At 34.2% G+C, this 13,202-nt stretch carries 17 protein-coding genes; 6 read left to right on the top strand and 11 right to left on the bottom strand.

The features are described from left to right. Window positions 1-81: 81 nt before the first annotated feature. The 5 genes from B8963_RS11290 to gcvP all read right to left on the bottom strand — a co-directional run bounded on the left by B8963_RS11290 (window position 82) and on the right by gcvP (window position 5,989). Complete coding sequence (locus tag B8963_RS11290) at window positions 82-558, bottom strand: GNAT family N-acetyltransferase (RefSeq protein ID WP_084061623.1); 477 nt, start codon at window positions 556-558, stop codon at window positions 82-84. 166 nt (window positions 559-724) lie between these two features. Next, on the bottom strand, window positions 725-1,276 hold the full coding sequence (locus B8963_RS11285; RefSeq protein ID WP_084061622.1) for a GRAM domain-containing protein: 552 nt from the start codon (window positions 1,274-1,276) through the stop codon (window positions 725-727). Between the two features lie 100 nt (window positions 1,277-1,376). Further along, window positions 1,377-1,898: a methyltransferase gene (locus tag B8963_RS11280; RefSeq protein WP_084061621.1), complete on the bottom strand. Its 522-nt coding sequence runs from the start codon at window positions 1,896-1,898 to the stop codon at window positions 1,377-1,379. 12 nt (window positions 1,899-1,910) lie between these two features. Next, on the bottom strand, window positions 1,911-2,969 hold the full coding sequence (locus B8963_RS11275) for a 3-oxoacyl-ACP synthase III family protein (RefSeq protein WP_084061620.1): 1,059 nt from the start codon (window positions 2,967-2,969) through the stop codon (window positions 1,911-1,913). A 170-nt stretch (window positions 2,970-3,139) separates the two neighbouring features. Then, on the bottom strand, window positions 3,140-5,989 hold the full coding sequence (gene gcvP, locus B8963_RS11270; RefSeq protein WP_084061619.1) for an aminomethyl-transferring glycine dehydrogenase: 2,850 nt from the start codon (window positions 5,987-5,989) through the stop codon (window positions 3,140-3,142). A gap of 141 nt (window positions 5,990-6,130) precedes the next feature. Between gcvP and B8963_RS11265 the strand changes: the two genes are divergently transcribed. After that, complete coding sequence (locus B8963_RS11265) at window positions 6,131-6,946, top strand: UbiA prenyltransferase family protein (RefSeq protein ID WP_234989655.1); 816 nt, start codon at window positions 6,131-6,133, stop codon at window positions 6,944-6,946. On the opposite strand, the gene B8963_RS11260 is transcribed toward B8963_RS11265, so the two are convergent. Both B8963_RS11260 and B8963_RS11255 read right to left on the bottom strand, forming a co-directional pair. After that, the gene (locus tag B8963_RS11260; RefSeq protein WP_084061617.1) at window positions 6,943-7,170 is read right to left on the bottom strand and encodes a hypothetical protein; all 228 of its coding nucleotides are present in this window, start codon (window positions 7,168-7,170) and stop codon (window positions 6,943-6,945) included. The genes B8963_RS11265 and B8963_RS11260 overlap by 4 nt on opposite strands. Beyond that, window positions 7,167-7,727, bottom strand: coding sequence for a sigma-70 family RNA polymerase sigma factor (locus B8963_RS11255; protein WP_084061616.1), 561 nt, complete (start codon window positions 7,725-7,727; stop codon window positions 7,167-7,169). Before B8963_RS11255 ends, B8963_RS11260 begins: the two co-directional genes overlap by 4 nt. 80 nt (window positions 7,728-7,807) lie before the next feature. On the opposite strand from B8963_RS11255, the gene B8963_RS11250 reads away from it, so the two are divergent. Then, a complete protein-coding gene (locus B8963_RS11250) occupies window positions 7,808-8,164 on the top strand; it encodes a rhodanese-like domain-containing protein (protein WP_084061615.1) in 357 nt (118 codons plus the stop codon). Between the two features lie 143 nt (window positions 8,165-8,307). Here B8963_RS11250 and B8963_RS11245 read toward each other — a convergent pair whose 3' ends face one another. The 4 genes from B8963_RS11245 to B8963_RS11225 form a co-directional block, all read right to left on the bottom strand. Next, complete coding sequence (locus B8963_RS11245) at window positions 8,308-8,700, bottom strand: hypothetical protein (RefSeq protein ID WP_084061614.1); 393 nt, start codon at window positions 8,698-8,700, stop codon at window positions 8,308-8,310. Window positions 8,701-8,711: 11 nt separating this feature from the next. Beyond that, entirely contained in the window at window positions 8,712-9,065 is a 354-nt protein-coding gene (locus tag B8963_RS11240; RefSeq protein ID WP_234989654.1) for a hypothetical protein, read from the bottom strand. A gap of 11 nt (window positions 9,066-9,076) precedes the next feature. After that, window positions 9,077-9,517, bottom strand: a complete 441-nt coding sequence (locus B8963_RS11235; RefSeq protein ID WP_084061613.1) for a hypothetical protein — start codon at window positions 9,515-9,517, stop codon at window positions 9,077-9,079. A gap of 342 nt (window positions 9,518-9,859) precedes the next feature. Next, window positions 9,860-10,363, bottom strand: a complete 504-nt coding sequence (locus B8963_RS11225; protein ID WP_084061611.1) for a GbsR/MarR family transcriptional regulator — start codon at window positions 10,361-10,363, stop codon at window positions 9,860-9,862. 208 nt (window positions 10,364-10,571) lie between these two features. Between B8963_RS11225 and B8963_RS11220 the strand changes: the two genes are divergently transcribed. From B8963_RS11220 to B8963_RS11205, 4 genes are read left to right on the top strand one after another with little or no spacing between them, the layout of a single operon-like run. Then, complete coding sequence (locus B8963_RS11220; protein ID WP_084061610.1) at window positions 10,572-10,778, top strand: hypothetical protein; 207 nt, start codon at window positions 10,572-10,574, stop codon at window positions 10,776-10,778. A gap of 6 nt (window positions 10,779-10,784) precedes the next feature. Further along, complete coding sequence (locus B8963_RS11215; RefSeq protein ID WP_084061609.1) at window positions 10,785-11,561, top strand: hypothetical protein; 777 nt, start codon at window positions 10,785-10,787, stop codon at window positions 11,559-11,561. A gap of 25 nt (window positions 11,562-11,586) precedes the next feature. Next, the gene (locus B8963_RS11210) at window positions 11,587-12,153 is read left to right on the top strand and encodes a hypothetical protein (RefSeq protein ID WP_084061608.1); all 567 of its coding nucleotides are present in this window, start codon (window positions 11,587-11,589) and stop codon (window positions 12,151-12,153) included. A gap of 12 nt (window positions 12,154-12,165) precedes the next feature. Further along, window positions 12,166-13,149, top strand: a complete 984-nt coding sequence (locus B8963_RS11205) for an SPFH domain-containing protein (protein ID WP_084061607.1) — start codon at window positions 12,166-12,168, stop codon at window positions 13,147-13,149. Window positions 13,150-13,202 lie beyond the last annotated feature (53 nt).

Below are 13,202 nucleotides of genomic sequence, written 5' to 3'. Positions count from 1 at the left end.
GTAACGTAACATGTTTGAATGCGAGGATTTTCCGAAGAAAAATCAGATGCTAGCAAACGAAGCAACGACCAAACGTTTTCTCTAAAATAAGCAAAGTTTTTTCCATTTTATTTTTACAGCAGCTATTTTTTCAAGTTCTAATCTTTCGTTGTCTAATTTCTGAAATCCATTTTTAAGGTAGAAATCTAAAGGTGATTTGTATAATTCTCCATTTTTCCTTTTGTAATCTTGTTTGTCTATAACCCAGCCATTTAATTCCGTTTCATTTTCTTTCCCTAGATTTAGAAGTTTTGTTCCAAATCCTTTTCCGTGGAACTTTGAATCTAAAAGTATTGCGAACCACTTTTCATTTTCACGCACAAAGTCAAAGTACCAACCTTTAATTCTTTGATTTTCACTTTTCATTAAAATGTGCGATTGCTCAGTTAAGTTTCCAAGATACTTTTCAAATTCTGATAGCGTTTGATAATTCAGTTTTTCTGGATATTCATCATTCCAAAGATTTAGAATTTCTTTTTTATCAGTTTTTGAGAGTTCTATCTGCGTAATGAATTTCACTATTTATGTTTGTTTGGTCAAAATTGGCTACAACATGTTTGTATATGGTTTGTTGCGTGGTTTAGCACTTAACTTTACAGGTACGCACCAAATTGAAAATCCGCGAGGATTTTCGTAAGTAGGCGCGGACTAGCCATTAATTATAGCCAATGTTGTACTGCGTCTTTTATTTTTTTCGTTCATTTATTTTTTCGAACCACAAATCTCTTTCATTAACGACAAAATCGAACTCTTTTTCATTGTTGGTTATTATTCTGATTCCGTTGTCAAATAGTTTTGCGGTTTTCCTCTTAACAATTTCTTTTATTGTTGAATATTCAATATCCGTTTGACCTTTTTGAATATTTATTTTATGCGATTTAAAAATCAATTTTTTATTTGTCAAGAAAATTTTTCCGCCAACACCTTCAATTCCACGAAATAGGTTTGCAGGACCTTCAATTTCGATTACTTCTTCTTCTTTTAAATTCGGTTTTATTTTCGTTCCGATTTTATTTGAAAATTTTTCAGCAAGTTTTTGATTAATGTATGGAAATCCAATTCCAAACAATACTCCAAAACCAACACCTTGAAATATTAAGCTTCCTGTTGAATATAAATTCTTATCAAAAAAATAATCAAACAACCAAAGCATTAAAGTATATGAAACTCCCGTTCCGAGCGCAAAAATTACTCGAAACTTCCAATTCATTTTAGTCGTTTTATTTCCTATTTCCATTTTTTTTGTCAAATGCAGCACAACAATTGAATATACGCATTCCGTATACCTACACTATAGGTCTAAGATAAGAATTCTTTGAATAAATTGAAGATAAAACTTACAAGCGTTCTGCGTACACCAAATAGTAGCGTGGCGTAAATTTTCGCAATAAGGGTCTAAACCCTAGTTTGTTAACGGGGTTGGTAAATTTTGTACGGTCTACTATTTTCCAACCAGCTTTTTCTAAAAGCCAATCAAACTGCCAATCTTCAAACTCATGATAATGACGATCCCATGGGTCGGTTTTACTCTGGTATGCCGGTGAAAACCACAAACGCATGGGAATACTAGCCACCAATTTATCAGCTTTTATTTCTCGTAATACATTAAAAGGAGCTAGTAAATGCTCAAAAATCTCGAAGGCAGTAACTACTTCGGCTTTTGAAGATAGTACCGTAGAAAAATCAAGGTCTAGATCTTCTCCCTTGGTGTTTTCTATCTGGTAGCCGTGTGCTGTCATTATTTTCGAAAACGGATTCTCAACGCCTAAATCTAAAATAGGCTGCGAAGTGGCTATATGCTTTTGAAGAAAATATAAGGTATGCTCAAATCGCTTATTCGGAAAACTATTTTCGTACATGTAAAAATGCTCTTAATGTCTGTAAATAATGGCGTTTATGTTCATTCCTGCGCCAACACTTGCAAATATAACAACATCTCCTTTTGTAATACTGTGATTTTCTAATTTTCCGTTCTTTACCATATCAAATAGGGTAGGAATAGTCGCTACCGAACTATTACCATTCTCCTTAATATTCATAGGCATAATACCCTCAGGCATTTGCATTCCGTAGGCTTTATAGAATCGTTTTACTATAGCCTCGTCCATTTTTTCATTGGCTTGGTGAATGAATATTTTTTTAACATCGGTTATGGCAAGTCCGCTACTGTCAAGGCATTCTTTCATGGCTGCAGGAACATTGGTCACTGCAAACTCGTAGATTTTACGGCCATGCATTTTTATATAATTATTGCCACTTTTATCTTTTTCGGAGTACGATGGGCCAAAGAATAAATAGTTAGCTTCATCATACGCATAAGTTGCCGAAGCGTGCGCGAGAATTTCACCATTCTTGTCAGAAGCTTCAATAATTGTAGCTCCAGCGCCATCGGCATAAATCATAGAATCACGATCGTAAGCATCAACCACTCTAGAGAGTGTTTCTGCACCAATAACCAAACATTTTTTAGCAATACCACTTTTAATAAATGCATTGGCTTGGATAACACCTTCTATCCATCCTGGGCAACCAAAAAGAATATCGTAAGCTACACATTTAGGATTTTTAATTTTTAAAAGATGTTTAACTCTAGTGGCTAAACTGGGCAGGGTATCTCCTTGAGATTGACCATGTTTTACATCGCCAAAATTATGGGCAAAGATGATATAATCTAAGGTTTCTTTATCTATTTCAGCATTGGCAATCGCTTTTTCTGCGGCAAGAAAAGCTATGTCCGAAGTGTTTAAATCATTGGTTACATACCGGCGTTCTTCAATACCGGTAATGGCTTTAAACTTTTCTATAATAACATCATTTTCATAGGCAAAAGGCGAGCCATCTTCATTCAAAAATTCATGTTTAGAAAAGCTGCTATTTTTTGTTAAAACAGATGGGATATATGAACCTGTTCCTGTTATTCCGATTTTCATTATGCTGGTCTTGGTTTAATCAGTGCTAAGTTAACAAAAATGGAATATTGTATTATGCATGCATAATAAATAAGATGATGTTCAAGGATTTATTTCTTTAAATATTGGGTACAAAAAAAGCCTTTTCAAAATTTTGAAAAGGCTTTAAAGTATTGATTTTATTGATGTTTCTAAGCTTCCATGTACGCTTCAATAGGAGCGCAAGTACAAATTAAATTACGATCTCCATACGCATCATCCACACGTCTAACCGAAGGCCAGAATTTGTTTTCAGATACAAAGGCTAATGGGAATGCTGCTTTTTCGCGACTATAAGGAAAATCCCAAGTATCGCTAGTCACCATTTTTAAAGTATGCGGTGCATTCTTCAGTACATTGTTTGTTTCGTTGGCAGATGCTGCATTTATTTCTTTTTTAATGGAAATCATAGCATCGCAAAAACGATCTAATTCTGCCAAGCCTTCACTTTCTGTTGGTTCAATCATCACCGTTCCTGCTACTGGGAAGGATACCGTAGGCGCATGGAATCCGTAATCCATTAAACGCTTTGCAATATCTGTTACTTCAATGCCATTTTGTTTAAAAGGTCTGCAATCAAGAATCATTTCATGTGCTGCTCTTCCTTTTTCGCCGGTATATAAAACTTCATAATTACCACTCAAGCGGTGTTTTATATAATTAGCATTTAAAATTGCAATTTCAGTGGAACGTGTTAATCCCTTTTCGCCTAACATTTTTATATAGCCGTAAGAAATTAAACAGACTAATGAGCTTCCCCATGGTGCTGCAGATATTGCAGTAATAGCTTTATCGCCGCCAGTTTTTATTACAGGATTACCAGGTAAAAATGGTACTAGTTGTTCTGCAACACAAATAGGACCAACGCCAGGGCCACCACCACCGTGAGGGATGGCAAAGGTTTTGTGTAAATTCAAGTGACAAACATCGGCGCCAATGGTTGCAGGATTTGTAAGTCCTACTTGGGCATTCATATTGGCACCGTCCATATATACTTGGCCGCCATTGTCATGAATGAGCTTGGTAATGTGTTTTATGGAGGATTCAAAAACCCCGTGGGTTGATGGGTATGTTACCATTAAAGCAGCAAGATTCTCGGAATGTAAAGCGACTTTCTCTTCTAAATCTGCAACATCAATATTGCCTCTTTCATCGGTTTTAGTAACTACTACTTGCATACCAGCCATAACAGCCGATGCAGGGTTAGTACCGTGTGCCGAAGCAGGTATCAAACAAATGTTTCTATGTGTTTCGTTACGTGATTCGTGATACGCTCTAATCACCATTAATCCCGCATATTCTCCTTGTGCACCAGAATTTGGTTGCAACGAGGTTCCAGCAAAACCAGTTATTACATTTAAGCTTCGCTCTAATTCTTTTAGCATTATTTGGTAGCCTTCTGCTTGCTCAATAGGAGCAAAAGGATGAATATTTCCCCAATTTGCAGAACTTAAAGGCAACATTTCAGAGGCTGCATTTAATTTCATGGTACACGAGCCTAAAGAAATCATAGAATGATTTAAAGCTAAATCTTTACGTTCTAATTTTTTAATATAACGCATCATTTCAGTTTCAGAATGATACGAATTAAAGACTTTGTTTTCTAAGAAAGGTGTAGCTCTTTGTAATGCACTTGGTATGGTTGAGGTGCTTTTTAACTCGTCAATTTTAGCACCTTTTTTATGTAAGGCTTTTGCGAATACTTGAACAATTTCTTCTAAGTTTTCAATTGATGTCGCTTCATTTAAAGCAATAGTTACCGATTGATCGTCGCTATATAAAAAGTTAATTTCATGTTGTTCAGCAATGTCTTTTACTGCAGCAGCATCTGTTTTAACGGTAATAGTATCAAAATATGAAGTATTGGTTTGGTAAAGACCTAATTGTTCTAATGCTTCGGTTAGTGTAACCGCAGAATTATGTACTTTGTTTGCAATATATTTTAATCCTTTTGGACCGTGATACACAGCATACATACCCGCCATTACCGCCAATAATACTTGCGCCGTACAAATGTTAGAGGTTGCTTTATCACGTTTTATATGTTGCTCTCTGGTCTGTAATGCCATACGTAATGCAGGATTGCCATCGGTATCTTTGGTGACACCGATAATTCGGCCAGGAATGCTACGCTTATAATCTTCTTTAGTGGCAAAAAATGCGGCGTGTGGTCCGCCATAACCTAACGGAATACCAAAACGCTGCGTAGTTCCTACAACAACATCAGCACCAAATTCTCCAGGAGGAGTTAAAAGTACTAAGCTTAAAATATCTGCAGCAACGGCTACTTTTATATCTTTTGCTTTGGCACTGGCAACAAAAGCAGCATAGTCATAAACCTGACCATATTTGCCTGGGTATTGTAGCATGGCGCCAAAGAATTCTGTACTGAATTCAAAGGTTTCATGATTGCCAATCACAAGCTCAATGCCTAATGGAATAGCTCTCGTTTTTAAAACGGATATGGTTTGTGGAAGTACTTCTGCAGAAACAAAGAATTTAATTACTTCGTTTTTTTTCTGGTCTCTTTCTCTTACTTCAAAAAGCATGGTCATGGCTTCTGCAGCTGCCGTACTTTCGTCAAGTAATGATGCGTTTGCCAATTCCATTCCGGTTAAATCGCAAATCATGGTTTGATAATTTAACAAGGCTTCTAATCTACCTTGTGCAATTTCCGCTTGGTATGGAGTATACGCAGTATACCACCCTGGATTTTCAAGAATGTTTCTTTTAATTACCGAAGGCGTAAGACTTTCATGATACCCTAAACCTATGTACGATGAAAACACTTTGTTTTTCTCCGATAACTTTTGAAGGTGATTTAAAAATTGATTCTCACTCATAGCCTTGTCTAAGGCAAGCGGATTTTTTAAACGGATATCGTCCGGTATCGTTTCGTTAATTAGTTGCTGTAGATTTTCAACCCCAACAGTTTTAAACATATGTGGTAAATCTTCCTCTCTTATCCCGATATGGCGCGATGCAAACACGTCTGTCTTCATTACGTAGTTTTCTTAAAATTAGTCACGCAAAAATAACGATTAATTATCTCAATATGGGTGATTTAAAACATTCTGAAGCTAAAGTTTTTAACCAAAAACAAAGGTTATAAACAGTTTAGTTATTTTTGTTTAATGAAGTTTATGAAGCAACTTTACGATTTTTATATTGATGCCAGCGTACATGTTGCTTTCGCGGTGCTTGCACTTTTAGAAGCCACCTTCATATTGTTAAACATTCCGTCGGGTATTCATTTAGATTTGTTTGTTTTTTTTGGAACCATAAGCGCCTATAATTTTGTAAAATATGGAGTAGAGGCAGAGAAGTATATTTTGGTTGCTACACGCTATCATAAAAACATTCAGTTTTTTAGTATTGTTGCCCTATTCATTGCATTGTATAATGCTTTTTATTTGAGTAACAATGCCTTGATTTTTCTTTGTGTTATGATTTTTATGACCGGATTGTATGCAGTACCTGTTTTGCCACATACCAAAAATCTAAGAAATTTAGGAGGATTAAAAATATTTATTGTTGCACTAGTTTGGGCTGGAACTACGGTTTTATTACCTGTATATCAAATAAATAGTGTTATTTCTTGGGATGTAGTTATCGAAACTATTCAGCGCTTTGTGCTCGTATTAATTTTACTGGTTCCTTTTGAAATTCGTGATTTGGCTTATGATAGTCCGGCATTAAAAACGCTACCACAACGGTTTGGCGTAAGTACAACCCGGATAATAGGATCTTTTGGAACAACTGTTTTTTTTGCCCTAACTTTTTTAAAAGATGATTTACAGCCGATAGAAGTTATTGGAAAAGGAATATTGTTTCTATGTCTAGGCTTTACCATGCTTTTTACTGAAAAACATCAGCAAAGGTATTTTGCATCGTTTTGGGTAGAGGCAATACCGATATTTTGGTGGGGAGTTTTGGTGCTTATTGGTACTTTTTACTAAAGTTGATTTTCGATTTGCTTTTTCATAACATTCTTTTCGTTTTCAGTAAGACTTTTTAGCTTAGCTTCTTTGCAAAGCGAAGTAAGTGTTGCATTTTTTTTCGCATGCGTAGTGCAAGCTTTACAAATAAGCATATGCAACTTAAGCTTTGCTTTGTCAAAAAAAGAAGCTTCATTGTATTGCGCCTTATCACAAATAAGCGCTGCTTTATCACATGAAATCATACGTTAAACCAATTTTGATTAAGGCAATCCATCAATGCTGTTCTAGATCTATGAATCATCACCCATAAATTTGACGGATTAATTCCTAACTCATTACAAATATCTTCAGTACTAATTCCTTGAATTGTTTTCATTTTAAAAACCCGTGCTTGTTTTTTGGGTAATTTATCGATACAATTTTGGATAGCTAGCCCTAATTCTTCATTTTCAATTTCATCATTTTCCAGTACGCTAAACGGGTCGGCAACTTGCTCCTCAAGCCAATCGCCATCTTCATCACTACTGGAATTATAAGACATGCGCACTTCTGCTTTACCTTTATTAGAATTTATTTTCCGGTAATGATCAATTACTTTACGCTTTAGAATGGCAATTAGCCAAGTACGTTCTGCCGCATCACCTTTAAAATTCTTTGCCGATTTGAGTCCTGCTAAAAAGGTTTCTTGTACAATATCTTTAGCTATTTCGGCATCACTAACTCGCGTTACGGCGTAATTAAATAGGTAATCCGCATATTGGTCTACCCATGTATCAGGATGCAATGAATATGAAGTCATATACGTATTTAGAGATTTCAAAGTTACGAGATTTTTTTAAGAACAAATTGTTGTAATTTTAGCATAATAATAAAATACTTATGAAGTACTCCATTTTCGCATTTTTTTTGGTTTTTTTAAACTTAAGCTGTTCACAAACTAAGTCAAAATCAATCACAGAAGTATCACAAAAAGAACTAGATAATGTAGTTCTTGTAGATGTGCGCACGCCTGATGAATTCAATGCAGGACATGTACATAATGCGCTAAATATAGATTGGTTTGATGCAGCGTTTCAAAATAAAATAGAGGCAGCTGTTCCCAAAGATAAAACGGTTTATGTTTACTGTAAAGTTGGCGGCAGAAGTGCTAAAGCTGCCGAAAAATTAAATGCTCTAGGGTATACGGTTGTAAACCTTGAAGGAGGTTATGATGCGTATATAAATGCTCAAAAGTAATACATCATTTGCGTATAAAAACGAATAAACATATCTGAAATCATGGTTGATTTCAGATATGTTTCTAATAGCAAAGCTGTAAAAATATTCATAAGCTAGCGTATCAAACGATCAAGCTCTTTGATTTTCCTACGCTAGTAAGTTCAATCCTTAACCACCAAATTAGTTGGGACTTGCATAGTTTTTGATTTTTTTCTGCCTCTGAAAAATAGAAACATATTTAAAAAAAGCATAAATCCAAGATAGATGCTAAATCCACCTATTTTTTTACTTAATATTTCAATTAAACTTTGATAGGTTTCATTAATTTCATGTGCGTTTATTTTTAGAATTAGTAATGCAAAGCCTATGTTTAATAGGTAAAAGCCTACTTTAAACAATGTATTTGTTGCATTTGCAATTTCTTCTTTGCCTTTAAAAATTTCAATCATAAATACAGTGCTATTTTTAAATAAAGTTTTAGCAACGTAATAGGTTAATACTAAGGCAATAGGTAAATAAATAAAATAACCAAGTATAATTTTTGAAGTTTTCATATGTAAAAATTTTAAATTTTAATTGTTCTATTTTTCAATACAATTGTTAAGCTTATTATATTGATGTAATGAAGTACTGATAAGCCAATTATAATTATGCCAGATTTAATACTCAGTACTTCGATAAGCTCTGTTGTTGTGGCAATATTTTCCCACTGTGAAAGGGAAAACACCGTATATCCAATATTTGTTAAGTAGTAACCGACAAGTAAAAGTCTGTTAATTTGCAAACCAAATTTTGGGTCATCAGGAATAAGGGTGTCTATGAATACAATTCCATTTTTATAGCATTTATAGCCAACTTTTATAATTATATAAGCCATTATGATTGCAAATAATAAATAGCCTAGAAGGTTTTGATTCATAATAATTAATTTTAAGATTGATAGTAGGTGATTACGTTGGTAATTAGTAACCACGTAAAAACAACGGCAAACAAAACAAATAAGGTATTCATAAAATATCCTCCTATTTTAAAGATGGCTTTTTTAGGAATTTCATACATGGGATAATAGGCAATTTGCGTAGCCACTTTACCAGTCCAGTACGCAGCAATTAATGCCGTAATGGCTATGGCTAGTTTACTTCCGTTTTGTAAATCGTTGGTTAAAAGAATTGCGATGAATCCAAAAGAAAAATTTAATCCTTGTATATAACGACCGTAGGTTTTTGCAATTTCTTGATTTAATGGCTTGAGTTTTTTAACATCAGTATACCAATCAAAAACTTGATGACGAATATAAGGGTAAATAAGAGCAGTGAATATTTGGCCTATACCTCCGAGTATAATTAACCAATTGGGTACGTTATAATTCATGATTTACTTTTTTAAAATGAAGAACATAGGTTAAATAAAAAACTAACAAAATGGGTATAATAAAGAACCGCAGGTCAAAAAAGTTGATATAAATTTTAATAATGATAAGATATGAGGCGGTTATTAAAAAATATGCATAAATCCATTTATCCTTTGGAAAAGAAATCAAAAAGAAGATCGCTGCTATAATTTGAAGTAAGCCAGTAAATGGTAGTCCCCATGGCCCACCTAGTAAACAGAATAATGCAAGGATATTTAAGATTTTATAACTCTTATACGATTTTTTCACAACTTGTGTATTTAGAACTTTCAGAAAATATTGAAAGTATTATTTAAATTTTTTTAGCTAAATAGTTTTAATAAAGATTTTGTTAACCAGTTCTGATTTTGATTTACTAATTTATTCAACATAGTATCTGCAGTATCAGCTAAATCGTGTAAAGCTTTTGTTTGTTTTATTAACTCTTTAGTTTTTTCAGTGCCATCATCTTTTATTGAACAAACTTCTTTTAGCGTTTTTATTACCGGCTGTATTTCTCTTCGGCTCCGTTCTTTAGCAATTACACGTGCCAATTCTTGCACATCTTTTTCGGTAGTAAAATATTCTTTGCGTTCCCCAGGCACCAATTCTTTGGTAACAATTCCCCAATCCATAAGCTGTCGCACATTCATACTGGTGTTACCTCTAGAAATTTGCAATTCTTCCATTATTTCTTCGGTAGACAGCGGCTTGGTCGAAATAAAAAGCAAAGCTTGTATTTGAGCCATGGCCTTATTAATGCCCCAAAGCGTACCTAGACTGCCCCATGTACTTATAAACTTATTTTTTGCTTCGTTGTATTCCATAAGACAAATATAGTTTAATATTTTTAAACTTTCAATAATTTTTGAAAGTTTATTATTATAATCTTTTTCTTTTCATTGGCAGAGCCAAATGTACGATTCGTAGTGATATATGCGTTTTACTTTTTAAAATACCTGAAAACAGGGTATGGGACATAAAAACATCCAACTAACTTGCGCTAAGTTTAAGCGTATATAAGTCAATCATAACATGTCGAATCCATTTAAGAAGATTACAACAAACGCTCAAAATACCAAAAGCACGTTATATGCTTCTGAAGAGAAAACAGCATCATCATATGCATTGGCTTGTGCATCTTGTGGCGCGCCGAGACCTAAAAAAAGTAATTTAGCTACTTGCGATTATTGCAAGGCTCCTTTTATGAATACCAATACAGTTATTAATGCCGATAGTTAAATAAAGATGCCAACCAAAGAAGAACTTATACAACGCTGGGATAATTTTCTCACCAAAATTGAGAATCGCTTTAATGAATCTTTAGAGCAAGCTGAAGCGGCATGTTTAGAACAGTTGCAGGCAACAGATTATAATCTATATACCGTTATGGGGTCCATGCAAGGTATAGATGCACAACTTAGAAATCTGATAAAAAAAATTGACGAAACTTGGCATTCCACAGTACAACCCGAAATGCGTTTTGTTGGAGATTTTTGGATCAATGAATACCATAAGGGAATTGAGTTAAATGAAAAACTTTATGCTGTGCATACTAAGTTTAATCGAAATCTAGAATATAAGCTATCAATACTTTCTTACGATAATATGATGCTTAAAGCTACTAAATATATTAATTGCGCACAATGTAATGCAGAAGTTGCGGTACGATTAGATATTTTTAGAGCGCAATACTTAACCTGTAAATTTTGCAATACTGTAAACACCTTTGAGCCCGAAATTAATTTTCAAATGTTAGGCTGGAGTGTGGTGGATAATATTGCCACCGTAAGGGCGCAAAAAGAATATGATGCTATGAACAATGCGTTAGAGTTAATAGGTAGTTATAGAGGTCAGGCACCAGCAGACTATTGGGACGCTTACAAGAAAACATACAACGCCTATTGGGAGAAATATTTTCATGAGCGTATTAAATTAAATGCCGAAGCAGCGGATAGATTAGAGGCAGATTTAGCACGTAAAAAAAAGGAATTTAATTCCTACGAACAAATACAAAGAAATTAAACACAAATCATTAATTATAAAAAATATGGAAAGTATAAACGGAGTTACATTTGAAGATTGGGGAGCAGCTTGTGGCAATTTAGCAGCAGGAATGTCTGAGGAAGAAGTTATTAAAGTTCTAGGATTAGAAATGCCGGTATGGCAACAAACCAATTCTGCTTGGACTTCTAAATTAGGAGATTTAATGACAGAAGATATGAATAATGCTACAATTTATAGTGGGTTTTTTACCAATCCAAAAGTGGGTAAATTTGCAGATGTTGCTTCTAATGTGCCAGATATTAAAAGCCTCTTAGAAAAAGTGCCAGATTATGATGCGTATCAGAAAATATTCTGGCAACAATCTATTGCTGCACAACATGGAATTGATCCTGTTAGTATTATTGAGGAGAATGGTTTTAATCATCAAACTTGGTCACAAGTGGGGATGCATTATAGCAATTGGTACCATGAGTATACAAAACGAACAGGAACGGAGCAGGATAACAAACGCTTTCATGAACTAAGTGCTATTGGCAATAAATGGACGAACCATTGGAACGAGTTTTATAAAGAAAACGCAGCTAATTTAGGCGAGGATATCGACTTTTAAAAAAGCAGAATTATGAATTTAAAAAATCAAATGCGTTCGGTATTGCAATGGGAAAACCCCAAAGAATATCAATTATTTTACAAATTTATAGATCGTGGCGACGAATTAAAAAATGCTTCTAAATTAATTCTACAACCAGGACAAGGTTGTATTTTTACCTATGAAGGCAAAATTGAAGGGGTGTTTGAAGAAGAAGGGTTGTATGATTTAGAAACGGCAAATAAGCCTTTTTTTACCACCTTAAAAAAGTTTATGAATGCTTTTGAAAGTGAGCATAAAACTGGTATTTGGTTTTATAGAACATCTGAAATGTTGAATATTCGTTGGGGAACCAGAATTCCTATTACATATACAGATCCTGTGTATGGTTTTCCAGTGCAGCTCAGAGCTTATGGTAATTATTCTTTACGAATTTCAAATGCCAAAGAGTTTTTTGTAAACATAATGGCGGGTCAATTAGATTATTTTGTAGATCAATTACAAGAAATATTCCTGTCAAGAATAACCCAACCTATATCGTCATATTTGGCAAATGCTAAATTTTCGTATGCCGAAATAGATAGCCATATAGAAACAATCGCTGCAGAAGCACAAGTAAAAACTGTTGCTATTTTTCAAAAACTAGGTTTTGAATTAACAGATTTTAGAATCGAAGGTTCTTCTTTTGATCCAGAAACCAATAAAAGAATAGGAGAAATTAGTGATGTACAAGCCGATGTAAAATCTGCGAATATTGCAGGGGTAGATTTTGCTGAATTACAAAAACTAAAAGCCATGCGCGATGCTGCCAAAAACGAAGGTATGGCTGGAGCAAGTATGGGTATGTTTGCGGGTATGGAAATGGGAAAAACTATGCAGCAAAGTAACGCAGCAAGCCATACGCCATCTAACGATGTAAGATCAAAACTAAAAGATTTGAAAGCGTTATTCGAAGACGATTTAATTTCAGAATCAGAATATCAAACCAAAAAACAACAACTTTTAGATTTGCTTTAAAATAAAAAGGAAATTCCTTTAAGAGGGTTACAAATCTATTTTTTTAAGTCCTT

This window comes from Cellulophaga tyrosinoxydans (assembly GCF_900176415.1).
Classification (GTDB): Bacteria; Bacteroidota; Bacteroidia; order Flavobacteriales; family Flavobacteriaceae; genus Cellulophaga; species Cellulophaga tyrosinoxydans.
Note: the sequence above shows the minus strand (reverse complement) of the source record. Positions and strands in the feature narration are given on the sequence as shown.